The organism is Flavonifractor sp. An91, from assembly GCF_002159225.1.
GTDB classification, from domain to species: domain Bacteria; phylum Bacillota; class Clostridia; order Oscillospirales; family Oscillospiraceae; genus Flavonifractor; species Flavonifractor avicola.
Genome location: NZ_NFHA01000004.1, coordinates 20017 through 44211 on the forward strand (window position 1 = coordinate 20017; position 24195 = coordinate 44211).

Below are 24195 nucleotides of genomic sequence, written 5' to 3' on the forward strand. Positions count from 1 at the left end.
GATATAGTTTCTATTAGTTGTCGATACCGCGGGAAATCAGATACTTCTTAACCATCAGAGCCACCTTGAAGGTGATGGCATCGTCAAACTCCCGCAGGTCCAGGCCGGTGAGCTTCTTGATCTTCTCCAGCCGGTATACCAGGGTATTCCGGTGAACGAAGAGCTTCCGGGCAGTCTCAGACACGTTCAGGTTGTTCTCAAAGAACTTGTTGATGGTGAACAGGGTCTCCTGATCCAGTGCGTCGATGGGATTCTTCTTAAAGACCTCCTGAAGGAACATCTCACACAGAGTGGTGGGCAGCTGGTAAATCAACCGGCCAATGCCCAGGTTCTCATAGTTGATGATGCTCTTCTCGGTGTCGAACACCCGGCCCACGTCAATGGCAATGCCAGCCTCCTTGTAGGCCCGGGCCAGTTCCCGAATATGGCCCACGATAGTACCGATGCCGATGACCACCCGGATATGGAGCTCCTCGTTGATCTTGTCCTCGATCTGCTTGGCGATCTTGTGCAGATCCCGGGTCTCAGCCCCATCATTGAGCTGCTTGATGAGGGCCACGTCGGTCTCGCTGATGGAGAGCACGAAATCCACCTGCTTGTCGGGGAACAGGGCGTGGACCACGTCAATGAGGGCCGGATCGGTGGTCTCCACCTGACGGATCAGGAAGACCGCCCGGGGCGCCTCGGAGACAAAGTGCAGCTCCTTGGCCCGAACATAGATATCCCCCAAAAGGATATTGTCAGAAATAATGTTCTTGACAAAGGTAGCCTTGTCGTGCTTCTCCTCATAATAGGTCTTGGCGCCGTTAAGGGCCACCGTAGCCATGGAGCAAACCATAGTAGCCTCGGCATCCTCACCCTTGACAAAGACCGCATAGTCAAACTGGGAACCCCAGCCGGCCAGTGCCTTAAAGGTACGGCCCTCAAAGCGGACGGTGTCTCCCTCGCCCCGGTTTACCGCCTCAACTGCACCAGGCCAGTGTTCCCCAATACAGCTGAGTTCGTTGCAGGCCACAACCGTTCCCTCAGAATCGATCACGCCAATGGCCCGTTCGGTGCTGTCTTTCATCTGTAAGACAACGCTTTGGAAAATTCTGCTGGACATGGTTGTATGCCTCCTTATATTAATCCCCACTTTGGGATACTCTGTCTATTACACGCAACACACACGGGCTGAGTGCCCTATTTCCTCTTCAGACAGTTCTTGACGCAACTGTTCATTCAACAGTCACTATTATACCGGTTCTTTTTGCTCTTTTCAATAGCTTTTTCAAAGTTTTTTGGTGATATTGACTAAAAGACGCAAAAAATTGCCAACTCTGGGGAGAACCTCCGCTCATACTCCCGCTGCCAGACGCAATGCCGCCATCTCTTCCTCGGTCAGAGGTCGCCATTCTCCCCGCTTCAATGCAGGGTCCAGTTTCAGCGGGCCCATGGTGAGGCGTTTGAGGTAGCGCACCGGCTTGCCCCGGCTGGCCAGCATCCGCTTGATCTGGTGATATTTTCCTTCCCGCAGAGTGACGATGGCAGTATCAGGCTGCCCCAGCACCTCCAGGCCGGCAGGCATACACACCAGCCCGTCTCCCAAGGTCATCCCGGTGGAAAAAGCCTCTACATCCGTCTCATCCAACTGCCCTTCCACCTGGACAAAATAGGTCTTATCCACATGGCGTCGGGGCGCCAGCAGCCGGTGGGCAAGCACACCGTCATTGGTAAGCAGCAGCAGGCCCTCGGTATCCTTGTCCAGCCGTCCTGCCGGAAACAGCCCCACCCGTTTTAGGTGGTCGGGCAGCAGTTCCAGCACCGTGGGCTGTTTGGGGTCCTCGGTGGCGGACACCAATCCAGCCGGCTTATGGAGCACGAGATAGACCATGCGCTCCCCGGAAACAGAAACACCGTCCACCGCAAATTCGGCGGCAGGATCCCATTTTTCCTCCGGAGAATGAACCGGGACACCATTTACCGTTACTCGACCAGCCCGCACCAGTTCCCGGACTTCCTTCCGGGACCACCGGCCCGTATTGGCCAAAATTTTATCCAGACGTTCCAATGACGTACCTCCTCATCAGCTTTCCCCTTTTCCGTCATAACCGGCACCATAGGCACATACTCTTTGAGTATCAGCACTTTGGGAAAGGGGCGTTGCGCTGTGTTTATTATTACCGCCAGGGTCCGTAAAGGGCCTATACTGGCTGTGGCCGCCGCTGCTGTGGTAGTCTGCGGGGTCCTGCTGACTGCGGCAGGTTTGGGCGGCCGGGATACGGCGGTCTCCGGCGTGGTCAGTCCCACCGGCGTCAAATCCAATGAGGATCGGATCGCATATCTGGAGAGCTATGGGTGGCAGGTCTCCCAAGAGCCCTCTGCTGTAGAGGAACTACTCATTCCGGAGTCCTTCGATGACAGCTACACCCAATACCTGGAGCTCCAATCCTCCCAGGGCTTCGATCTGACCGAATATTGCGGCAAGCGGGTTAAACGGTATACCTATGAAATCAGCAATTACCCTACGGGGGAAACCGGCATCCAGGCCGGACTGCTGATTTACAAGAATACCGTCATCGGCGGAGATGTACTCTCCCCCCAGCTGGGCGGGTTTATCCATGGGCTGGAGATGCCAGGCTAGATGAGGCAGCAGCTTAAAACCATCGGCACCCTACAAAAAATGGCCGCTTTCGCGGCCATTTTTCATAGGCACATAGAGATGAAGCAAGCCACCCGCTGCTTACTCTCTTCCGCTGTCACTCACCCTGTTGTTGCTCCCGAATCAGATGCACGTTCAAATGGTTGTAGGGAATTTCAATGCCTTGGGCGTCAAAGGCAGCTTTGACCTGTTCCAGCAGATCGTAGTACAGATCCCAATAATCTGCGGTAGCGCACCATACCCGGACACTGTACTCGATGCTGCTGTCCAGATAGGCCGACACCCGGACAAAGGGTTCCGGGGTAAATAGAGCCTTAGGATGGGCGCCGATGACTCCCTTGATGGCGGCAATCACCTTTTCTGGCGCATCGTCATAGGAGGTGGTAAACTTCAAGTCCACCCTCCGCTGCTCCGCCGTGGTATAGTTGATGATCTTTTCAGCGGAGATCTGGCCGTTGGGTACCGAAATCACCTTGTTGTCGATGGTACTCAGCTTGGTATAGGCCAGGCCCACTTCCTTTACCGTACCGCTGACGCCGCCGGCCTCCACATAGTCCCCCGCTTTGAAGGGCTTGGACACCAGCACCTGAATGCCTCCCGCTAAATTGGACAAGGTCCCCTGAATGGCTAGGGATACGGCCAAACCGATCACGCCCAACACCGCCACCAGGCTGGTCATAGGCACGCCGATGTAGTCCAGCACGATGCACACGGTAATGAGCCACAGAATGACCCGCAGAGCGGCATGAATAAAGGTATGGAGGCTCTTCTCCATCTCCAGACGGAGGAAGGCCCGGTCGGTCAGACGGAGGATGACTTTCATGACCACCATGCAGCCCACAAAGAGCAGAATGATGGTAATGATCTTCTGCAGATTCAGGTCATTGAAAAAGCCGGTTACAGTCTGAATCGTCTCTTCGGCTTCTTCGGGAGAAATATTTGTGATATTGGTTAGCATGACATACTTCCTTTCTGCGGCTATTCTATCATAGCTTTTCCACACAGACAAGCCCCTCAAAAGATTGCCAAAAGAAAAGAGCCAGCGTTTCGCTGGCTCTCTTCTGAATGGAGCAAATGACTCCTCAATGTTGACAATAACGCTTTCCTTCGGGCGGACACCCTCCTAAAATGCAGAAGACCTGCCTTGCGGCAGGTCTTCTTGCAAAAGGAGAATTACTCCTCGATGTCGATAACAACGCCGGAACCCACGGTGCGGCCACCCTCACGGATAGCGAAACGCAGGCCCTTCTCGATGGCGATGGGGGTGATCAGCTCGACCTTCATGTCGACGTTATCGCCAGGCATACACATCTCGGTGCCCTCGGGCAGAGTGATGACGCCGGTCACGTCGGTGGTACGGAAGTAGAACTGAGGACGATAGTTGTTGAAGAAGGGGGTGTGACGGCCGCCCTCGTCCTTGCTCAGGACGTACACCTGGCCCACGAACTTGGTGTGGGGGTGAATGGAGCCGGGCTTACACAGAACCTGGCCACGCTCGATGTCGGTCTTGGCAACGCCGCGCAGCAGGGTGCCGATGTTGTCGCCAGCCTCAGCGTAGTCCAGCAGCTTGCGGAACATCTCGATGCCGGTGACGACGGTCTTCTTCTTCTCGTCGGTCAGGCCAACGATCTCGACTTCCTCGTTCATCTTGATGACGCCACGCTCCACACGGCCGGTAGCAACGGTACCACGGCCAGTGATGGTGAACACGTCCTCGACGGGCATCAGGAAGGGCAGGTCGTCGTTACGGGCGGGAGTGGGGATATAATCGTCGACAGCGTCCATCAGCTCCTTGATGCAGGCGAAGTCGGGATCGTCGGGGTTGCCGGACTCGCAGGTCAGAGCGTTCAGAGCGGAACCCTTGATGATGGGCAGATCGTCGCCGGGGAACTCGTACTTGGACAGGACCTCGCGGACCTCCATCTCCACCAGCTCCAGCAGCTCCTCGTCGTCAACCTGATCGCACTTGTTCAGGAAGACCACGATGGCGGGCACGCCCACCTGACGGGCCAGCAGGATGTGCTCACGGGTCTGAGCCATGGGGCCGTCGGTGGCGGCGATAACCAGGATAGCACCGTCCATCTGAGCAGCGCCGGTGATCATGTTCTTGATATAGTCGGCGTGGCCCGGGCAGTCAACGTGGGCATAGTGACGCTTGTCGGTCTCGTACTCCACGTGGGCAGTGTTGATGGTGATGCCGCGCTCGCGCTCCTCGGGAGCCTTATCGATGCTGGAGTAGTCCTCGTACTGGGCCTGACCCTTCAGAGCCAGATACTTGGTGATAGCAGCGGTCAGAGTGGTCTTGCCGTGGTCAACGTGGCCGATGGTGCCAATGTTGACATGGGGCTTGGTACGCTCAAATTTAGCCTTAGCCATTTTAAGTGTCCTCCTTAATTACTCAAGTTGGGATAGGGTCATTTCCACATAAATGCGAAAATATTGTATAGCATTGCAGAATAAAAAGCAATACCTTTGTTGCGGGAATTGGCTCGGAACGAAAATTAGTCGTCCTTGCGGCCCCGCTCGGCAATGATCTTGTCGGCAATGCTCTTGGGAATCTCCACATAGCTGTGGGGCTCCATGGAGTACTGGCCGCGGCCCTGAGTGGAGGAACGCAGGTCAGTGGCGTAGCCGAACATACTGGCCAGAGGCACCAGAGCGTCCACCTGAGTGGCGCCGGGACGACTCTCCTGGCCCTGGATCATGCCGCGGCGGCTGGTCAGGTCGCCGATGACGTTGCCCAGATACTCGTCGGGCACGATGACGGAGACCTTCATCACGGGCTCCAGCAGGACCGGGTTGGCCTTGCGCATGGCCTCCTTGAAGGCCATGGAGCCGGCGATCTTAAACGCCATTTCAGAGGAGTCGACCTCGTGGTAAGAACCGAAGGTCAGGTGGACCTTCACGTCCACCACGGGATAACCGGCCAGGATACCCGCCTGCATGGCGCCCTGGATACCGGCGTCGACCGCGGGGATATACTCCTTGGGGATGACGCCGCCGGTGATCTCGTTGAGGAACTCATAGCCCTTGCCGGGCTCGTTGGGCTCGATGGTGATGCGGACGTGACCGTACTGGCCCTTACCGCCGGACTGACGGGCATACTTGGTGTCCTGCTCGACAGACTTCTTGATGGTCTCCTTGTAGGCGACCTGGGGAGCGCCAACGTTGGCCTCCACCTTGAACTCGCGGAGCAGACGGTCCACGATGATCTCCAGGTGGAGCTCGCCCATGCCGGCGATGATGGTCTGACCAGTCTCCTCGTCAGTCCAGGTACGGAAGGTGGGGTCCTCTTCAGCCAGCTTCACCAGCGCCAGGCCCATCTTCTCCTGACCAGCCTTGGTCTTGGGCTCGATGGCGACGCGGATCACGGGATCGGGGAACTCCATGGACTCCAGAATGATGGGAGCCTTCTCATCGCACAGGGTGTCGCCGGTGGTGGTGTTCTTCAGGCCCACGGCGGCGGCGATATCGCCGGAGAAAACCTCCTCGATGTCCTCACGGTGGTTGGCGTGCATCTGCAGGATGCGGCCCATACGCTCCTTCTGGTTCTTGGTGCTGTTGAGCACGGAAGAGCCAGTAGACAGCTTACCGGAGTACACACGGAAGAAGGACAGACGGCCCACATAGGGGTCGGTCATGATCTTGAACGCCAGAGCGGAGAAGGGGGCGTTGTCGTCGGCGGGACGCTCGTCCTCTTCGTCGGTCTCGGGGTTGGTGCCCTTGATGGCGGGGATGTCCAGAGGAGAGGGCATGAAGTCCACGATGGCATCCAGCAGCTTCTGCACGCCCTTGTTGCGGTAAGAAGTACCGCAGGTCACGGGAACCAGCAGGTTCTCGATGGTACCCTTACGCAGAGCGCGGCGCAGCATATCCTCGGGGATGGGCTTCTCCTCCAGAGCCAGCTCCATGATCTCGTCATCGATGTCGGCGCAGGCGTCCACCAGCTTGGTGCGGTACTCCTGGGCCAGCTCCATCATGTCGGCGGGGATCTCCTCCACGCGCATATCCTTGCCCAGCTCATCGTAGTAGATGTCGGCGTCCATCTCCACCAGGTCGATGATGCCCTTGAAGGTATCCTCGGAGCCAATGGGGAGCTGGATGGGCACGGCGTTACACTTCAGGCGGTCGTGGATCATGCGGAGCACGTTGTAGAAGTCAGCGCCCATGATGTCCATCTTGTTGACGTAGATCATGCGGGGGACCTTGTAGTGGTCGGCCTGACGCCACACGGTCTCGGACTGAGGCTCAACGCCGCCCTTGGCGCACATGACGGTCACGGAACCGTCCAGCACGCGCAGGGAGCGCTCCACCTCTACGGTGAAGTCCACGTGGCCCGGGGTGTCGATGATGTTGATACGGGTCTGGGGGAACTGGTTCTTAGACCCCTTCCAGTAACAGGTGGTAGCAGCGGAAGTGATGGTGATGCCGCGCTCCTGCTCCTGAGCCATCCAGTCCATGGTGGCGGTACCATCATGGGTCTCACCGATCTTGTAGTTAACACCGGTGTAGTAGAGGATGCGCTCGGTGGTAGTGGTCTTACCGGCATCGATGTGAGCCATGATGCCGATATTTCTGGTATTCTCTAAGGTAACTTTCCTAGGCATACTCTAACTCCTTACCAGCGATAGTGAGCGAACGCCTTGTTGGACTCGGCCATCTTGTGGGTGTCCTCACGCTTCTTGACTGCGGAGCCAAGGTTGTTGGAGGCATCCATGATCTCGCCGGCCAGACGCTCCTTCATGGTCTTCTCGCTGCGGCTGCGGGAGTAGTTGGTGAGCCACCGCAGACCCAGGGTCTGACGGCGCTCGGGCCGAACCTCGATGGGCACCTGGTAGGTGGCGCCGCCCACGCGGCGGGCCTTGACCTCCAGGGACGGCATGATGTTCTCCAGAGCGGTGGTGAACACGTCCAGGGGATCCTTATCGGTCTTCTCCTTGATGATATCGAAAGCTCCGTAGACCACCTTCTGGGCCACGCCCTTCTTACCGTCCAGCATGATGCTGTTGACCAGCTTGGTCACCAGGACGGAATTGTAGATAGGATCGGGCAGAACCTCCCGCTTGGGTACGTTTCCTCTTCTGGGCACTTTGCTTCCCTCCTTCATAGTATGATTTCATAGGTACTCGAAGGCGTTTCAAACGCCCCCGTGTAAGACAAGTGCCTGCTTGTCCAGTGCCTCACAGGAAAACGCCCCTATTGTATAGGAAGCGCCTCTGCAAGGACAACTGCCTTGCGCGATTGCGCATTAGTTCATTTCATGTTGCTGCAAGCTTGCAGCGTGGTTGGAAGTAATCGCTAAAATTACTTCTTGCCGGCCTTGGGCCGCTTGGCGCCGTACTTGGAACGGCCCTGCATACGGTTGGCAACGCCCTGGGCATCCAGAGTGCCGCGGATGATGTGGTAACGAACGCCGGGCAGGTCCTTAACACGGCCGCCGCGGATCATGACCACGGAGTGCTCCTGCAGGTTGTGGCCAACACCGGGAATATAAGCGGTCACTTCGTAGCCGTTGGTCAGACGCACACGGGCGATCTTACGGAGAGCGGAGTTAGGCTTCTTCGGGGTGGAGGTACGAACAGCGGTGCACACACCTCTCTTCTGGGGAGAAGGCAGGTCGGTCTCGCGGTTCTTCAGGGTGTTCAGGCCCTTCTGCATAGCAGGAGAATTGGACTTGTAGGTCACGGCCTCGCGTCCCTTGCGAACGAGCTGGTTAAACGTAGGCATGGTTTTCCTCCTTTCTTTGTTTCTGAGAAATATATTTTAACGGAATAATCAGAAATTATACCGTTAAAACCAAATCAGTGCAGCAGCGCAGCTACGGCGCTGCCCACGGCGATACCGCAGGCGGAGCCCAGTTCCTTCATCTGGGACACCCGCTCCACCGGGATGTCCTTCTCCCGGCACAGCTCCTCCACCGGGCCGGTGACCCGTGGATCGGCATCCTCCGCCAGGAAGACGCGGGCGGCCCTGCCGTCCTCGATGGCCCTTCTGGTCTGCTTGACCCCGGCCACCCTGGCGCCCTGCTTGAGCTCCGACAGCATACGGTAACGCCTCCCATCCCTTGATTTCTCGGAAAAAGCGCCCTGTTTCAGGGCAGAATTTCCCCTTTGGCAGGCACACCTGCGCAATTTGGGATTATATCATAGTGAAAAATTGAAGTCAAGCAGAATTTTGCTAGAATTTGCAAGGCTTTGGGCCCCTCTCCCGTCAGAAATGACAGGGAGGCGGAGACAGATGCGTCTCCGCCTCCCGAGAGGAGCGGTTCCCGGGCACCCCGGGACTGGCTTACTTCTCCTGCGCGGACACCTCAGCAGGGTCGGGCAGGGGCTGGTACTTGGGCTTGCCGCGGCAGATGATGGCGCCCACGACCATGCCGATGATGCTGGGAACCACCCAGGCAAAGCCCAGGCCGGAGAAGGGGAACAGATCCATGAAGCTCTGGAGCCAGCCGATGTTGGGGTTGACGCTGAGCACCGCGTCGCCCAGGCTCACCACCGCGGCCATGAGCACGCCGCCCTTGTAGAAGCCGTCGTTGGGCAGGAATTTGTTGAGCAGGCCCAGCACGGTATTCACGATCAGGGCCGGGTAGACCACCAGGAAAATGGGGGTGACGTAGTTGACGATGTTCTGCACGCCGGTGATGCCCATGAACACACCGATGAGGCAGGCGATGAGCATCAGGACTTTGTAGGGGATTTTCTTCTTGAAGAAGTCATAGAAGAAGCCGACACAGGTGGTGCCGATGCCCACTGCGGTGGTCAGGCAGGCCAGAGCCACCGCGCCGCCCAGGCAGGCCATGCCCACGGGGCCCATGATGTCCTGGATAATGCCGGAGAGCAGGGCGGTCTGGGCGGTGTCCTGGGGATAGACGCCGCTGGCGCAGGCACCGATGTAGGTCAGGGTGCCATACACCGCAAAGAGAACCACAATGCAAATGATGCCGGCCATGAAGCCGCCCTTCTTGCTCTCCTGGCCATTGTAGCCCCGGCGGCGGAGATCCAGCAGGATCACGCTGGCGAACATGATGCCCACGGTGAGGTCGCCGGTGTTGTAGGCGGTGAGGATGGCGTCGCCAAAGGCGCCGCCGCCAATGCCGGTGTCAACCGGGGTGCCCAGCGGGGAGATGACGCCCTTGATGAGCACGATGGCCAGGAGCACCACCAGAATGGGGGTCATGTACTTGCCCAGCTTGTCGATCACGGAGTTGGGGTCGCAGGCGAAGAAGTACACCAGCACGAAGAACACGATAACCGTGATCCAGATGGGCACATTGGGGAACAGGGGCTGGATGGCCATCTCATGGGTGGTGGCCGCGCTGCGCGGCAGCGTGGAGCCCATGGCGATGAAGGAGCAGCCGATCAGGTAGTAGGCGTTGTAGAACCAGGGGGACACGTGGCCCATCAGATCCTGGGACTTGTCGCCCACATTGTTGACCGCCCACAGGGCCAGCACCGGCAGGACAATGCCGCCCAGCAGCAGGCCCAGGGCGCCCCACATCCACTGATCGCCGCTGAACAGGCCGATCTGGGGCGGGAAGATCAGGTTGCCGGCGCCGAACATGGTGGAGAACAGCGCCAGGCCGACGATGATAGTGTCCTTCCAGAAATTTTTCTTGTTCATCTTCTTACCTCCCAAGCATGAATGGAATCAGATCCTCTCTTTTCTTCCACAGCGCGGAGCGGGCTCACTGCTCCGCGTGGTAGACGGTCGTTCCGTTGAGCACGGTCTCCAGCACCTTCACCTGGGGAAAGGTGTCCGGCTCGATGTCAAACAGATCCTGGTCAAGCACCACCAGATCGGCCAGCTTGCCGGTCTCCAGCGTGCCGCGGACGGCCTCATCCCGGCTGGCCCAGGCCGCGTCGGAGGTGAACAGGCGCACCGCCTGCTCCACGCTCAGAGCCTGCTCCGGCAGGTAGGTCTTGGTGCCCGCCCGGTTCTTCCGGGTGATGGCGGCGCGCATGTTGTCCAGCACGTCGAAGGGCTCCACCGGGCAGTCGGAGCCGCCGCTGACCCGGATGCCCAGATCCTCCATACTCTTCCAGTTATAGCAGTCTTTGGCGTGGCGTTCCCCCACCCGCTCCTCGATGATGTTCATGTCCGCGTCGATGAAGATGGGCTGGATATAGGCCTGCAGGCCCATGACCTTCATCAGCCGCAGCAGGGCCGGGGATGTGGTCTGGGCGTGGACAATGCCGTGGCGGTGATCCGGCCAGGGGTTGGCCTCCTGGGCCTTGTAGATGGCGTCGCACACCTTCTGGAAGGCCAGGTCGCCGATGGCGTGGACGGCCACGTCCATATGCTGGTCGTGGGCCGCCTTGATCCAGGCGCACAGCTCCTCCTCGGTGTAGATGGGGATGCCGTGGTTGCTCCGGTCGTCCACATAGCCGTCGATCATCTCGGCGGACTTGGCGCCCAGGGAGCCGTCCTGAAGCAGCTTGCGGGGGCCGGTGCGGAAGAGGCTGGTGCGGTCGTCCGGGTCGCTGCGCGCCGCCAGCAGGCGGCCGAAGTCGGGCTGATCCACCAGGCACTGCTCGTACACCCGGACGGTCAGCTTCCCCTCCTCCTCCATCTCCCGGAACAGGTCGATGAGGTGAATGGGATCCACCCCCGCAATCACCTTCAGATCGTCGGAGTGGACGCAGGTGATGCCGGCGGCATTGAGATCCCGCTGGCCGATCTCAATGAGCTCCCGCACGTAGGCATCGTCCGCCTTGGGAATCACGTCCATGTACAGCCGCATGGCGTCCTCCCGCAGCAGGCCGTTGATGAAGTCCACGTGGCTGATGGTCTCGGGATCCACATTTTTCAGCTCCCGGATGCGCTCCAGCATCACGGTGTTGCAGGCGGCGATGTGGGCGCAGGTGCGCAGCATGCACACGGGAATCTCGGTGGAGATGCGATCCATGTCCTCCCGGGTGGGCATGCGGCCCTCCTTCATGGTCTCCTGGTTCCAGCCCATGCCCAGCAGGTAGTCGGGATGGTTCTTCTCAATCCGCTCCCGGCAGCGCTCCACGATGGTCTCGATGGAGTCCACGCCGAACAGGGCCACGTTTTTCTGGAACATGGCGTAGTAGAGCATGTGCAGATGGGTGTCGTTGAAGCCGGGCAGCACCATGGCCCCCTGGAGATCCTTCTTCTCGTCCCAGCTCTGGGCCAGGGCGTCCGCGCTGGTGCCCAGGAAGACAATCTTGTCGTCCTCCGCCCCCACCGCCTCGTACCGGGTCATGGCTCCGTCCATGGACACGACCTTTCCGTTGTACCAAAGTCTCCTCATTTCCACGCTTCCTTTCTGCCCGTCGGGCAAATCTGTCTGATATTCATTAGCAAGCAGAATGCCAAAGTTGGGCAATCCACACAAAAAACCGCCGGAAATCCTCCGCCCCTAGGGACAGCTCAGGCTGTCCCGCTCTGGCGCTGGATTTCCGGCGGCCCGTTCAATGCCGCTCCCGCGTACTCAATTGTCAAAATTTTTTGCACCTGCAAAATTTTTTACAGGTCATATTTTTGCAGCTTGTATTTCAGATTCTGCCGCGACAGGCCCAGGTTCCGGGCCGCGGCGGAGATGGAACCGTATTGCTCCATGGCCCGGCGGATGAGCTCCCGCTCGTACCGCTCCACCTCCCGGCTCAGGGAGATGGGGCCGTCCGGCAGGGCCGCGGCGGCCTCCGAAGGCGGCTCCGGACGGGTGCCCAGGCTCTCCGCCAGATCCGCCTCGCACAGCAGCTCCCCCTGCGCCACGGCAAAGGCCCCCTCCACCGCGTTGCGCAGCTGGCGGACATTGCCCGGCCACCGGCACTGCCGGAGCATTCGGTCGGCCCCCGGGGTCACCCCCCGGATGGTGCGCTTCATGGAACGATTATACTGCTCCAGAAAATGGTTTGTCAACAGCGGGATGTCCTCCGGCCGCTCCCGCAGGGGCGGCAGGAGCAGGCGCACCACCCCGAGGCGGTAAAAGAGATCCTCCCGCAGGCGGCCGGTGCGGAGCAGCTCCTCCGGCGGCTCGTTCACCGCCGCCACGATGCGCACGTCAAAGGGGATGTCCCGGCTGCCGCCCAGACGGCGCACCTTTTTCTCCTCCAGGGCCTTGAGCAGCTTGGCCTGGAGGGAGATGTCCATGGAGTTGATCTCGTCCAGGAAGAGGGTGCCGCCGTTGGCCTCCTCAAAGAGGCCCTTGTGGGTCACCGCGCCGGTATAGCTGCCCTTCTCCGTGCCGAAGAACATGCTCTCCAGCAGGTTGGTGGGTATGGCCGCGCAGTTCTGGGACACGAAGGACTGGCCGCACCGCCGCCCCTCGGTGTGGAGGGCCTCGGCCACCAGCTCCTTGCCGGTGCCCGTCTCCCCGTAAATCAGCACCGGGGAGTTCAGCTGGGCAGCGGAGCGGATGCGGCGCTTGAGCTCCTCCATCCTGGGAGACTGGGTTATAATCCGATCCAGGGTGGACAGGCCGCCCCGGCGGCCGCCGCGGACGATGCGCTGGCCCACCACATAGAAGCGGGCGCAGTCCACCGCCCCCACCACCTGTCCGTCCACCGAGATGGGGATGGTGGTAGCATCCAGCACCACCCGCTCCCCCCGGCTGTTCACAATCTCCTGCCGCTGGTCGTAGATGGCCCGGCCGGTACGCAGGGCGCGGAGGATGGTGCTGCTCTCCTCGTCCAGCTCCGGATAGAGCTCCCGGATGTGGCGGCCCACCGTCTCCTCCGCCTTCCAATAGTAGTTCATGGCAATGCGGTGATCCCGGATGATCCCGTCCCGATCCACAATCAGGATCCCGTCGGTGTCCTCACACACCTGAATGACCGCCCGGATCTGATCCATATACGGGTCTCTGTACGGTTCCGACATGCGCTTCGCCTCCCTGCCCGGAAAAAATAAGAAAAAAATCTGGATTTCTCCAGATTTTCACCAAACAGCCGTTGACTTTTCCTATGATTTCATGGTATACTAAAACGCTCTTAACTTCCGATTGCGTCAGAACATTCTGCCCCACTGTGTGGTCAGTTTAACACAGCAGGGCGGAAAGCGCAAGAGGAAATCAGAATATTTTTATCCACGCACCCGGGCGTTCGCGTCCGGTGCCCCACCGCCCCTTTTGTATGATTTGACGGAAAGCAGCAACCTTCGCCGGAATCGCCCCCCTGAGGCGGCGGTTCCAGACAATGAAATCGAGGTGTTTTTTCTACGATGGTCAAGGACGTCTACTTCGGCAAGACCCTCCGCAAAAGCTTCGCCCGCCATGAAGAGATCCTGGAAATGCCCAACCTGCTGGAGGTGCAGAAGAACTCCTATCAGTGGTTCCTGGAGACAGGCCTGAGGGAGGTCTTTAAGGATGTGGCCTCCATTACCGACTATGCCGGTAATCTGGAGCTCTCCTTCATCGACTACTCCATGGATGAGCCTCCCAAGTACAACGTGGAGGAATGCAAGGCCCGGGACGCCACGTACGCCGCTCCTATCAAGGTCTGGGTGCGCCTGCGCAACAAAGAGACCGACGAGATGAAGGAGCAGGAGATCTTCATGGGAGATTTCCCCCTGATGACCAAGGCCGGTACCTTTGTCATCAACGGCGCCGAGCGCGTCATCGTCTCCCAGATCGTCCGTTCCCCCGGCATCTACTACTCCCGCACCGAGGATAAGACCGGCAACGTGGTGTACGCCACCACTGTCATCCCCTACCGCGGCGCCTGGCTGGAGTATGAGACCGATCTCAGCGACATCTTCTATGTCCGTATCGATAAGAACCGCAAGCTGCCCATCACCTGCCTGATCCGGGCCGTGGGTCCCAAGACCGATCAGGAGATCCTGGACCTGTTCGGCGATGATCCCCGCATTGTGGCTACCCTGGAGAAGGACGCCTGCAAGACCTATGAGGAGGCCCTGCTGGAGATCTACCGCAAGCTGCGTCCCGGCGAGCCCCCCACGGTGGACTCCGCCGAGAGCCTGCTCAACGCTCTCTTCTTCGACCCCCGCCGGTACGACCTGTCCGCCGTGGGCCGCTACAAGTTCAACAAGAAGCTGGCCATCTGGTCCCGTCTGTCCGGCCAGAAGCTGGCCATGCCCGTGGTTGATCCCACCACCGGCGAGATCCTGGCCGAGCCCGGCGAGGTGCTCACCCGTGAGCGCGCCCGTGAGCTGGAGGCCAAGGGCGTCAACGAGGCCATCCTGGACCTGGACGGCGGCGTTCAGCTGAAGGTGTTCTCCAACAACATGGTGGATATGGCCGGCTTTGTGGACTTTGACCCCGCCCAGTGCGGCGTCACCGAAAAGGTGCGCTTCTCCGTCCTCCAGGAGCTGCTGCAGAACTACTCCGGCGAGGAGCTGCAGGAGGCCGTCAAGGAGCGCATTGACGACCTGATCCCCAAGCACATCATTGTGGACGACATCATGGCGTCCATCAACTACCTCAACTGCCTGGCCCATGGCGTGGGCAACGCAGACGACATTGACCACCTGGGCAACCGCCGGCTGCGCTGCGTGGGCGAGCTGCTGCAGAACCAGTTCCGCATCGGCTTCTCCCGCATGGAGCGCGTCATCCGGGAGCGCATGACCATTCAGGACCTGGACATCGTCACTCCCCAGTCCCTGATCAACATCCGCCCCGTTACCGCCGCGATCAAGGAATTCTTCGGCTCCTCCCCCCTGAGCCAGTTCATGGACCAGACCAACCCCCTGGCCGAGCTGACCCACAAGCGCCGTATGTCCGCCCTGGGCCCCGGCGGTCTGTCCCGTGACCGTGCCTCCTTCGATGTGCGAGACGTTCACTACTCCCACTACGGCCGTCTGTGCCCCATTGAGACTCCCGAAGGTCCCAACATCGGCCTGATCTCCTACCTGGCCTCCTATGCCCGCATCAATCGCTACGGCTTCATCGAGGCCCCCTACCGCAAGGTAGATAAGGCCACCGGCAAGGTCACCGACCAGGTGGAGTATATGACCGCCGATATGGAGGACGAGTTCACCATCGCCCAGGCCACCGAGCCTCTGGACGAGAACGGCTGTCTGAAGAACGCCCGTATCACCTGCCGTCACCGCAACGAGATCATCGATGTGGACCGGGATCAGGTGGACTACATGGACGTGTCCCCCAAGATGATGTTCTCCATCGCTACCGCCATGATCCCCTTCCTGGAGAACGACGACGCCAACCGTGCTCTGATGGGCGCCAATATGCAGCGTCAGGCCGTGCCTCTGCTGACCACCCAGGCCCCCATCGTGGCCACCGGTCAGGAGCACAAAAACTGTATCGACTCTGAGGTCGCCATTCTGGCCGAGGAAGACGGCGTGGTCACCAAGGTGTCTGCTCAGTACGTCACCGTTCGCTATGACAGCGGCCGGGTGGAGGAGTACAAGCTGACCAAGTACCTGCGCTCCAACCACGGCACCTGCATCAACCAGCGTCCCATTGTCAACGCCGGCCAGCGGGTGGAGAAGGGCGAGGTCATCGCGGACGGCCCCTCCACCTCCAACGGCGAGATCGCCCTGGGTAAGAACATCCTCATGGGCTTTATGACCTGGGAAGGTTACAACTACGAGGACGCCATCCTGCTCAACGAGCGCATGGTGAAGGAGGACGTGTTCACCTCCATCCACATCGAGGAGTACGAGACCGAGTCCCGCGACACCAAGCTTGGCCCCGAGGAGATCACCCGGGACATCCCCAACGTGGGCGACGACGCCCTGAAGGATCTGGACGAGCGCGGCATCATCCGCGTAGGCGCCGAGGTCCGTGCCGGCGACATTCTAGTGGGTAAGGTCACCCCCAAGGGCGAGACCGACCTCACCGCCGAGGAGCGCCTGCTGCGCGCCATCTTCGGTGAGAAGGCCCGCGAGGTCCGTGACACCTCCCTGAAGGTGCCTCACGGCGAGAGCGGCATCATCGTGGACGTGAAGGTCTTTACCCGCGAGGCGGGCGACGAGCTGTCCCCCGGCGTCAACATGGTGGTCCGTGTCTATATCGCCCAGAAGCGTAAGATCTCCGTGGGCGACAAGATGGCCGGCCGTCACGGTAACAAGGGTGTTGTGTCCCGCATCCTGCCCCAGGAGGATATGCCCTTCCTGCCCGACGGCACTCCTCTGGACATCGTGTTGAACCCCCTGGGCGTGCCTTCCCGTATGAACATCGGTCAGGTGCTGGAGGTCCATCTGGGCTACGCCGCCAAGACCCTGGGCTGGAAGGTGGCCACCCCCGTCTTCAACGGCGCCGACGAGAAGGACATCGCCGAGACCCTGAAGATGGCCGGTCTGCGCCCCGACGGCAAGAGCTGGCTGTACGACGGCCGCACCGGCGAGCGGTTCGACAACCCCGTCACCGTGGGCTACGTCTACTTCCTCAAGCTGCACCACCTGGTTGACGATAAGATCCACGCCCGTTCCACCGGCCCCTACTCCCTGGTCACCCAGCAGCCTCTGGGCGGCAAGGCCCAGTTCGGCGGCCAGCGCTTCGGCGAAATGGAGGTGTGGGCCCTGGAGGCTTACGGCGCCGCCTACACCCTGCAGGAGATCCTCACCGTCAAGTCCGACGACGTCACCGGCCGTGTGCGCACCTACGAGTCCATTGTCAAGGGCCACAACGTGCCCAAGCCCGGCGTGCCTGAGTCCTTCAAGGTTCTGGTTAAGGAGCTGCAGTCCCTGTGCCTGGATATGAAGGTGCTGGACGACCAGGGCAACGAGATCGAGCTGAAGGACGACGACGAGGATACCTACCAGCCCGGCAAGTTCCGCGACGATGACGACGACTTCTACGGCTACAACGCCGGCGGGGAGTCCGACTTTGCCGCCGCGGGCTACACTCTCAAGGAAGGCAGCGACGACGATGATCTGGCCGTTGCCGACGACAGCGATGATTTTTCTGATTCGGAGGACGATTACTCCGATGATGACGATATGGAATAAGTAAGGGAGGTCGAGCAGAAACATGAGTTACGCTGAATTTGACGCCATTAAGATTGGCATCGCCTCCCCGGAGCAGATCCGCGAGTGGTCCTATGGCGAGGTCAAGAAGCCGGAGACCATCAACTACCGCACCCTGAAGCCTGAGCGGGACGGCCTGTTCTGCGAGCGCATCTTTGGTCCCACCAAGGACTGGGAGTGCCACTGCGGCAAGTACAAGAAGATCCGCTACAAGGGCAAGATCTGTGACCGCTGCGGCGTGGAGGTCACCCGGGCCAAGGTGCGCCGTGAGCGCATGGGCCACATTGAGCTGGCCGCCCCCGTGTCCCACATCTGGTATTTCAAGGGTATCCCCTCCCGGATGGGTCTGCTGCTGGACATCAGCCCCCGCATCCTGGAGAAGGTGCTCTATTTCGCCAGCTATATTGTGACCGATCCCGGCTTCTCCCCCCTGGCCAAGAACCAGATCCTCTCCGAGAAGGAGTACCGCGATATGCGGGAGAAGTACGAGGACGACTTTGAGGCCGGCATGGGCGCCGAGGCCGTGAAGAAGCTGCTCCAGGACATCAACCTGGAGGAGCTCTCCACCCAGCTCCGTGCCGAGCTGAAGGCCGCCTCCGGCCAGAAGAAGGCCCGCATCGTCAAGCGTCTGGAAGTGGTGGACGCCTTCCGCATCTCCGGCAACAAGCCTGAGTGGATGATCATCGACGTGCTGCCTGTCATTCCCCCCGAGCTGCGCCCCATGGTGCAGCTGGACGGCGGCCGGTTCGCCACCTCCGACCTGAACGACCTGTACCGCCGCGTGATCAACCGCAACAACCGTCTGAAGCGCCTGATCCAGCTCAATGCCCCCGACATCATCGTCCGCAACGAGAAGCGGATGCTGCAGGAGGCCGTGGACGCCCTCATCGACAACGGCCGCCGCGGCCGCGCCGTCACCGGCGCCAATAACCGCGCCCTGAAGTCTCTGTCCGATATGCTCAAGGGTAAGCAGGGCCGTTTCCGTCAGAACCTGCTGGGCAAGCGTGTGGACTACTCCGGCCGTTCCGTTATCGTGGTTGGCCCCGAGCTGAAGATCTATCAGTGCGGCCTGCCCAAGGAGATGGCTATCGAGCTGTTCCGCCCCTTTGTCATGAAGAAGCTGGTGGAGGACGGTCTGGCCAACAACATCAAGTCCGCCAAGAAGATGGTGGACAAGGGCAAGGCCGAGGTCTGGGACGCTCTGGAGTTCGTCATCAAAGACCACCCCGTTATGCTCAACCGCGCCCCCACCCTGCACCGCCTGGGCATCCAGGCCTTCGAGCCCGTGCTGGTGGAAGGCCGCGCCATCAAGCTGCACCCCCTGGTGTGTACCGCCTTCAACGCTGACTTCGACGGCGACCAGATGGCCGTCCATGTGCCTCTGTCCGCCGAGGCCCAGACCGAGGCCCGGGTGCTGATGCTCTCCGCCAACAACCTGCTGCGTCCTCAGGACGGCGGCCCCGTCACCGTGCCTACTCAGGACATGGTGCTGGGCTCCTACTACCTGACCTACGAGAAGTACGCCGAGCACACCGCCGAGGAGACCTATGACGACGTTGCCGCCGTCAAGGCCGCTCTGGACGCCGGCACTCTGAATCCCGGCGACCTGGTGTGGGTCAAGAACCCCGGCTCTCTGGACGATATCCCCACCTACGCCGGTATCTGTGCCGAGACCGAGGACGGCCAGCTGCCCCGCGAGGTGCTCCATGTCTTCGGCAGCGACACCGAGGCCCGTCTGGCCTACGACGAGGGCGAGCTGGAGCTCCATGTGCCCATTCTGGTCCGTCGTTCCGCCGAGGTGGACGGCGAGACCCGCTACAAGCTGGTGCGCACCACCGTTGGCCGCCTGATCTTCAACGAGGGTATTCCTCAGGATCTGGGCTTTGTGGACCGCACCGATCCCGAGCAGATGTTTGAGCCCGAGATCAACTTCGTCACCGGCAAGAAGCAGCTGGGCAAGATCATCGACAAGTGCATCGTCAAGCACGGCTTCACCGTGTCCGCCGGCGTGCTGGACACCATTAAGGCCAAGGGCTACAAGTTCTCCACCCGCGGCTCCCTCACCGTGTCCATCTACGACATGACCATCCCCGAGAAGAAGTACGGTCTCATCGAGAACACCGAGAAGGAGATCGTGAAGATCGAGCGCCAGTACAAGCGCGGCTTCCTGACCAACGACGAGCGGTATCGTCTGGTGGTTGAGGCCTGGGAAAAGACCACCAAGGACGTGACCGACGCCCTGATGGCCGGCCTGGACCGCTACAACCCCATCTGGATGATGGCCGACTCCGGCGCCCGTGGTAGCTCCGCTCAGATCCGTCAGCTGGCCGGTATGCGCGGCCTGATGGCCGACACCTCCGGCCGCACCATCGAGATCCCCATCAAGTCCAACTTCCGTGAAGGCCTGTCCGTGCTGGAGTACTTCATCTCCTCCCGAGGCGCCCGAAAGGGTATGGCCGATACCGCTCTGCGTACCGCCGACTCCGGTTACCTGACCCGCCGTCTGGTGGACGTGTCTCAGGAAGTCATCATCCGTGAGGACGACTGCGGTACCGACGACGGCATCATGGTCAGCGAGATCGTGGAAAACGGCCAGGTCATCGAGACCTTCGGCGAGCGTCTGAAGGGCCGCTACCCGGTGGAGGACATCTGCGATCCTCAGACCGGAGAGGTGCTCATCGACCACCACACCATGATGACTGCCGACGACGCCAAGCTGCTGGAGGCTCACGGCATCCATCAGGTCAAGATCCGCTCCGTGCTCACCTGCCGTGCCCGCAGCGGGGTATGTTCCAAGTGCTACGGCATCAACCTGGCCATCGGCGAGCCTGTGGGCGCCGGCGAGGCCGTTGGTATCATCGCCGCTCAGTCCATCGGTGAGCCCGGTACCCAGCTGACCATGCGTACCTTCCACACCGGCGGCGTGGCCGGCGGCGATATCACCCAGGGTCTTCCCCGTGTTGAGGAGCTGTTCGAATCCCGCAAGCCCAAGAAGATGGCTCAGCTGGCCGAGGTGGGCGGCAAGGTCACTCTGGAGGAGGCCAAGCGCAACTCCATGTGCAATGTGACCATCACCGCCGATGACGGCGAGGTCGTCACCTATACGCTGCCCTATGCCGGCCTGCGTGTGAAGAACGGCGACACCGTGGAGAAGGGCTTCGCCCTCACCGAAGGCGCCCTCTATCCCCAGGACGTGCTCCGTGTCCGGGGCATCCACGCTGTGTACGACTATCTGATCCAGGAAGTGCAGAAGCCCTACCGTCAGCAGGGCGTGGATATCAACGACAAGCACATCGAGGTTATCTGCCGCCAGATGATGCGGAAGGTCCGTGTGGAGGACGCCGGCGACTCCGACCTGCTCTCCGGCTCTACCATCGAACTCATCGAGTTCGAGGATGCCAAGGCCGCTGTTCAGGCCCGCATCGACGCCGGTGAGACCAACGACGGTATGGAGCTGCGGCTGCCCACCTGCACCCGTCTGCTCATGGGTATCACCAAGGCCTCTCTGGCCACCGACTCCTTCCTGTCCGCCGCCTCCTTCCAGGAGACCACCAAGGTTCTTACCGAGGCCGCTATCAAGGGTAAGGTGGACCACCTGCTGGGCCTGAAGGAGAACGTCATCATCGGTAAGCTGATCCCTGCCGGCTCCGGCCTGTCCATGTACCGCAAGTACGATCAGATGGACGACGAGGGTACCGCCCAGAGCGGCGAGGCCGTCGAAGAGATTGCCGAAGTCGTTGACGACGCTCCCGTTGTTGAGGAGCCCATTCTGACCGACAGCGCGGATCTTTAATCCCAATGTTTTGGGGGGCGTTGCAGCCATGCAGCGCCCCCTTTTTCTATCGTTGTCCCTGTCCCATCCGACCGACAATGAGGTATCACGATGAAACGATGCTCCCTTCTCTCCTTGTTCGCCGGCGCCGGCGGTCTGGCGCTGCTGTTTTTTGCCCTGTTTCCGATCTCTGAACTGTCCCGGGGCGGTCCGGGGGCAAAAGCCGCCGTCTTTGTACTGTTGACCGCCCTGGCCGTACTGGCGCTGTGGCTGCTCCACCGTTCTTGCTGCTCCCTGGACCGGCTATGTACCCTGCTGCTGCCCATCGGCCTGGCCTTCTTCCTCCGGGCAATCCTGCTGGACTATGCGGCAGATGACTACGAGATCTTCCTGTCCCAGTGGGTGGCCACCTTCCGGGACAACGGCGGCTTCGCTGCCATCAAGCTGCCCATCGGCAACTATAATGTACCCTACCTCTATTTCCTGGCCGCCATCTCCTACCTGCCGGTCCCCGACCTGTACCTCATCAAGCTCTTCTCCATCCTGTTTGATGTGCTGCTGGCCTGGGGCGGCCTGCGGCTGGTACGTCACTTCACCGGCAAAGACAGCATCCGTCCCCTGGTATGCTTCTGCGTCCTGCTGCTGCTGCCCACTGTGGTGCTCAACGGCTCTCTGTGGGGACAGTGCGACGCACTGTACGGCGCGCTCACCCTCCATGCCCTGGCTGATGCGCTGGAGAACCGACCCAAGGCCTCCGCCGCCCTGCTGGGCGTGGCCTTCTCCTTTAAACTCCAGACGGTGTTCATCCTCCCCCTGTGGGCAGTGCTTTGGATCGCCCGGCGCACCCGCTTCCGGGACCTGTTGTACTTCCCCCTGGCCTATGCCGTTACCTGCATCCCTGCTCTGCTGCTGGGCAAACCGCTGAGGGATATCCTGGGAGTCTATGTGGGCCAGACGCAGGAGGGCGCAGGGGCACTGAACTACAACTGCGCCTCCATCTTCTCCATGGTCCCCTACGGCACTCAAATTGACGAGGCTTTCGGCGCCCGCTTGGGCATTCTGGCGGCCTTTGCCCTGGTTTTGCTGCTGCTGGTGCTGGCCTTCTTGTTCCGGGACCGGCTGGACGATGGGGCTCTGCTGCTCTTCGGCATCACGCTTACGCTGGGCGTGCCCTTCTTTCTCCCCTATATGCACGACCGCTATTACTTCCTGGCTGACGTGCTCACCCTGGTCTGGGCCTGCACCCGTCCCACGGGCCTGCCTCCGGCAGTGCTGGTCCAGCTCTCCTCCCTCAGTGCCTATCTGACCTACCTGCGGATGAAATATACCCTGATCCTCACCCTGGGCGGTCAGATGTTCACCATGCTGCTGGAGAGCCTGATGGTACTGGCCGGACTCATCTTTACAGCAGTCCTGCTGATCCGGCATTTGTACGTCTCTTCCCCCTGTCTGCCTCAGGGTTTGGGCGAAAAAAACAAGAAATCCCGGAAAAGCGGTTGACGACTTGGAAACAATGTGTTACAATTTGGTTACAGTTTTTAAAAAGCAGTAACAACTTCCAAAAGGAGGCCAAAATGGCTACGCAAAGCATCCCTCTGACTTACAAGGGCCATCCGCTGCGTCGGAAAGACAGTCTGATCTATTACGGCAGCATGGCCGAAAAATATATCATTATGCTTCAGGTTCTGGATCAGAAGAAGGATCAGGATCTGGACATGGCCACCCGGGTATCCGTTCAGCTTCAGCTTACCGACCCTGACCTGAAGAGCCGGGACCGTGTGGTTAAGAAGACCGAGAAAGACAGCCTGTACGCCGCTATGGACGTGGCTTCCGTCTGGCTGGACCGGGCTCTGTCCGGCAAATAAGTTCCTACCCACCCAACGATCAGAACGGAGGAATTCTACCAATGATAACACCTGCCAAGCTTCTGCGCACCACGCTCCTGACCGTCGCCGTTTCCGCCGTCTGTATGATCGGCGCTTCCGCCGCCAGCGGTGTGGGCACCGTCAATACCGACGCCCTTCGCCTTCGCAACGAGGCCAACACCACTTCCACCATCCTGGCTACTGCTTCCGAGGGTGACACCGTCGTCATTCTGGAGGACGCCGGCAACGGTTGGTACAAGGTGGACTACAACACCGTGGAAGGCTATATGTCCGGCGAATACCTGACGGTCTCCGCTCAGGCCGATGTGACCATCGGTTACGGTCTGGTTCAGACCGGCGGCTCCACCCTGAACGTGCGCAGCGGGCCTGGCACCACCTACAGCAAGGTGACCACCCTCAACGACAACGCGGTTGTCACCATCGTGGGTATCAATAATGGCTGGTACAAGATCAAGACCTCCAGCGGTGCTGTTGGCTATGTCAGCAGCGAGTATATGGTGACCTGCAAGGACTCCGCCGGTTCCCGCGGCGACGGCACCACCGCCGTGGCTGTGGCTTCCGACAGCAGCATGGGTCAGCAGATCGTCAGCTACGCCAAGCAGTTCCTGGGTGTGCCCTATGTCTATGGCGGCAACGGACCCAATAGTTTTGACTGCTCCGGCTTCACCAGCTACATATATCGCCACTTCGGCTACACTCTGAACCGCACCGCTTCTACCCAGCTGTCCAACGGTGTGGCGGTATCCAAGAGTGAGCTGCAGCCCGGCGATCTGGTATTCTTCCGTTACAATACCTCTTACCCCGCCTCTCATGTGGGCATCTACATCGGCAACGGCCAGTTCATCCACGCCTCTACCAACAAGTATCAGGTGCAGATCGATCAGCTGATGACCGGCCACTACGCCAACGTATACATCGCCGGCCGCCGTATCCTGTGATTTTTGCTTGGCAGGTAAATATCATATGTGATCCGCCGCCCCGCC

17 protein-coding genes are annotated in these 24195 nt (G+C 60.1%); 6 read left to right on the forward strand and 11 right to left on the reverse strand.

Going from position 1 to position 24195, the window contains the following annotated elements:
* Nucleotides 1-13 precede the first annotated feature (13 nt).
* Both B5G42_RS03825 and B5G42_RS03830 read right to left on the reverse strand, forming a co-directional pair.
* The gene (locus B5G42_RS03825) at nucleotides 14-1105 is read right to left on the reverse strand and encodes a PucR family transcriptional regulator (RefSeq protein ID WP_087187750.1); all 1092 of its coding nucleotides are present in this window, start codon (nucleotides 1103-1105) and stop codon (nucleotides 14-16) included.
* A 231-nt stretch (nucleotides 1106-1336) separates the two neighbouring features.
* Nucleotides 1337-2050 (reverse strand): pseudouridine synthase, encoded by a 714-nt coding sequence (locus B5G42_RS03830; protein ID WP_087266775.1) that lies wholly within the window; start codon nucleotides 2048-2050, stop codon nucleotides 1337-1339.
* Nucleotides 2051-2149: 99 nt separating this feature from the next.
* On the opposite strand from B5G42_RS03830, the gene B5G42_RS03835 reads away from it, so the two are divergent.
* The gene (locus tag B5G42_RS03835) at nucleotides 2150-2623 is read left to right on the forward strand and encodes a DUF4830 domain-containing protein (protein ID WP_087187748.1); all 474 of its coding nucleotides are present in this window, start codon (nucleotides 2150-2152) and stop codon (nucleotides 2621-2623) included.
* Between the two features lie 115 nt (nucleotides 2624-2738).
* Here B5G42_RS03835 and B5G42_RS03840 read toward each other — a convergent pair whose 3' ends face one another.
* The 9 genes from B5G42_RS03840 to B5G42_RS03880 form a co-directional block, all read right to left on the reverse strand.
* On the reverse strand, nucleotides 2739-3599 hold the full coding sequence (locus tag B5G42_RS03840; RefSeq protein WP_087266777.1) for a mechanosensitive ion channel family protein: 861 nt from the start codon (nucleotides 3597-3599) through the stop codon (nucleotides 2739-2741).
* A 215-nt stretch (nucleotides 3600-3814) separates the two neighbouring features.
* Entirely contained in the window at nucleotides 3815-5017 is a 1203-nt protein-coding gene (gene tuf, locus B5G42_RS03845) for an elongation factor Tu (RefSeq protein WP_087187746.1), read from the reverse strand.
* Between the two features lie 125 nt (nucleotides 5018-5142).
* Nucleotides 5143-7248, reverse strand: coding sequence for an elongation factor G (gene fusA, locus B5G42_RS03850; RefSeq protein WP_087187745.1), 2106 nt, complete (start codon nucleotides 7246-7248; stop codon nucleotides 5143-5145).
* A gap of 11 nt (nucleotides 7249-7259) precedes the next feature.
* Nucleotides 7260-7730, reverse strand: coding sequence for a 30S ribosomal protein S7 (rpsG, locus tag B5G42_RS03855; protein WP_191435189.1), 471 nt, complete (start codon nucleotides 7728-7730; stop codon nucleotides 7260-7262).
* Nucleotides 7731-7945: 215 nt separating this feature from the next.
* A complete protein-coding gene (gene rpsL / locus B5G42_RS03860; protein WP_087187743.1) occupies nucleotides 7946-8368 on the reverse strand; it encodes a 30S ribosomal protein S12 in 423 nt (140 codons plus the stop codon).
* Between the two features lie 74 nt (nucleotides 8369-8442).
* A complete protein-coding gene (locus tag B5G42_RS03865; RefSeq protein ID WP_087266780.1) occupies nucleotides 8443-8685 on the reverse strand; it encodes a ribosomal L7Ae/L30e/S12e/Gadd45 family protein in 243 nt (80 codons plus the stop codon).
* Between the two features lie 244 nt (nucleotides 8686-8929).
* On the reverse strand, nucleotides 8930-10264 hold the full coding sequence (locus tag B5G42_RS03870) for a branched-chain amino acid transport system II carrier protein (RefSeq protein ID WP_087266782.1): 1335 nt from the start codon (nucleotides 10262-10264) through the stop codon (nucleotides 8930-8932).
* 64 nt (nucleotides 10265-10328) lie between these two features.
* Nucleotides 10329-11918 carry an amidohydrolase gene (locus B5G42_RS03875; RefSeq protein WP_087266785.1) on the reverse strand — a complete coding sequence of 530 codons (1590 nt, stop codon included), beginning with the start codon at nucleotides 11916-11918 and terminating at the stop codon, nucleotides 10329-10331.
* 215 nt (nucleotides 11919-12133) lie between these two features.
* On the reverse strand, nucleotides 12134-13489 hold the full coding sequence (locus B5G42_RS03880; RefSeq protein WP_087266788.1) for a sigma-54 interaction domain-containing protein: 1356 nt from the start codon (nucleotides 13487-13489) through the stop codon (nucleotides 12134-12136).
* 339 nt (nucleotides 13490-13828) lie between these two features.
* Here B5G42_RS03880 and rpoB point away from each other — a divergent pair, with 339 nt between their 5' ends.
* The 5 genes from rpoB (at nucleotide 13829) to B5G42_RS03905 (ending at nucleotide 24150) form a co-directional block, all read left to right on the forward strand.
* A complete protein-coding gene (gene rpoB, locus B5G42_RS03885) occupies nucleotides 13829-17536 on the forward strand; it encodes a DNA-directed RNA polymerase subunit beta (protein ID WP_087266791.1) in 3708 nt (1235 codons plus the stop codon).
* A 22-nt stretch (nucleotides 17537-17558) separates the two neighbouring features.
* The gene (gene rpoC, locus B5G42_RS03890; RefSeq protein WP_087266794.1) at nucleotides 17559-21347 is read left to right on the forward strand and encodes a DNA-directed RNA polymerase subunit beta'; all 3789 of its coding nucleotides are present in this window, start codon (nucleotides 17559-17561) and stop codon (nucleotides 21345-21347) included.
* 90 nt (nucleotides 21348-21437) lie between these two features.
* Entirely contained in the window at nucleotides 21438-22826 is a 1389-nt protein-coding gene (locus tag B5G42_RS03895) for a glycosyltransferase 87 family protein (RefSeq protein WP_140399777.1), read from the forward strand.
* Nucleotides 22827-22900: 74 nt separating this feature from the next.
* Nucleotides 22901-23191 (forward strand): hypothetical protein, encoded by a 291-nt coding sequence (locus B5G42_RS03900; RefSeq protein WP_087187735.1) that lies wholly within the window; start codon nucleotides 22901-22903, stop codon nucleotides 23189-23191.
* Between the two features lie 41 nt (nucleotides 23192-23232).
* Entirely contained in the window at nucleotides 23233-24150 is a 918-nt protein-coding gene (locus B5G42_RS03905) for an SH3 domain-containing C40 family peptidase (protein WP_087266797.1), read from the forward strand.
* Nucleotides 24151-24195 lie beyond the last annotated feature (45 nt).

What these genes read in the sequence shown, in the direction of transcription:
- B5G42_RS03825 (WP_087187750.1), bottom strand. Translation starts at nt 1,105, where the DNA reads ATGTCCAGCAGAATTTTCCAAAGCGTTGTCTTACAGATGAAAGACAGC.
- B5G42_RS03840 (WP_087266777.1), bottom strand. Translation starts at nt 3,599, where the DNA reads ATGCTAACCAATATCACAAATATTTCTCCCGAAGAAGCCGAAGAGACG.
- tuf (WP_087187746.1), bottom strand. Translation starts at nt 5,017, where the DNA reads ATGGCTAAGGCTAAATTTGAGCGTACCAAGCCCCATGTCAACATTGGC.
- fusA (WP_087187745.1), bottom strand. Translation starts at nt 7,248, where the DNA reads ATGCCTAGGAAAGTTACCTTAGAGAATACCAGAAATATCGGCATCATG.
- rpsL (WP_087187743.1), bottom strand. Translation starts at nt 8,368, where the DNA reads ATGCCTACGTTTAACCAGCTCGTTCGCAAGGGACGCGAGGCCGTGACC.
- B5G42_RS03865 (WP_087266780.1), bottom strand. Translation starts at nt 8,685, where the DNA reads ATGCTGTCGGAGCTCAAGCAGGGCGCCAGGGTGGCCGGGGTCAAGCAG.
- B5G42_RS03870 (WP_087266782.1), bottom strand. Translation starts at nt 10,264, where the DNA reads ATGAACAAGAAAAATTTCTGGAAGGACACTATCATCGTCGGCCTGGCG.
- B5G42_RS03875 (WP_087266785.1), bottom strand. Translation starts at nt 11,918, where the DNA reads ATGAGGAGACTTTGGTACAACGGAAAGGTCGTGTCCATGGACGGAGCC.
- B5G42_RS03880 (WP_087266788.1), bottom strand. Translation starts at nt 13,489, where the DNA reads ATGTCGGAACCGTACAGAGACCCGTATATGGATCAGATCCGGGCGGTC.
- rpoB (WP_087266791.1), top strand. Translation starts at nt 13,829, where the DNA reads ATGGTCAAGGACGTCTACTTCGGCAAGACCCTCCGCAAAAGCTTCGCC.
- rpoC (WP_087266794.1), top strand. Translation starts at nt 17,559, where the DNA reads ATGAGTTACGCTGAATTTGACGCCATTAAGATTGGCATCGCCTCCCCG.
- B5G42_RS03895 (WP_140399777.1), top strand. Translation starts at nt 21,438, where the DNA reads ATGAAACGATGCTCCCTTCTCTCCTTGTTCGCCGGCGCCGGCGGTCTG.
- B5G42_RS03900 (WP_087187735.1), top strand. Translation starts at nt 22,901, where the DNA reads ATGGCTACGCAAAGCATCCCTCTGACTTACAAGGGCCATCCGCTGCGT.
- B5G42_RS03905 (WP_087266797.1), top strand. Translation starts at nt 23,233, where the DNA reads ATGATAACACCTGCCAAGCTTCTGCGCACCACGCTCCTGACCGTCGCC.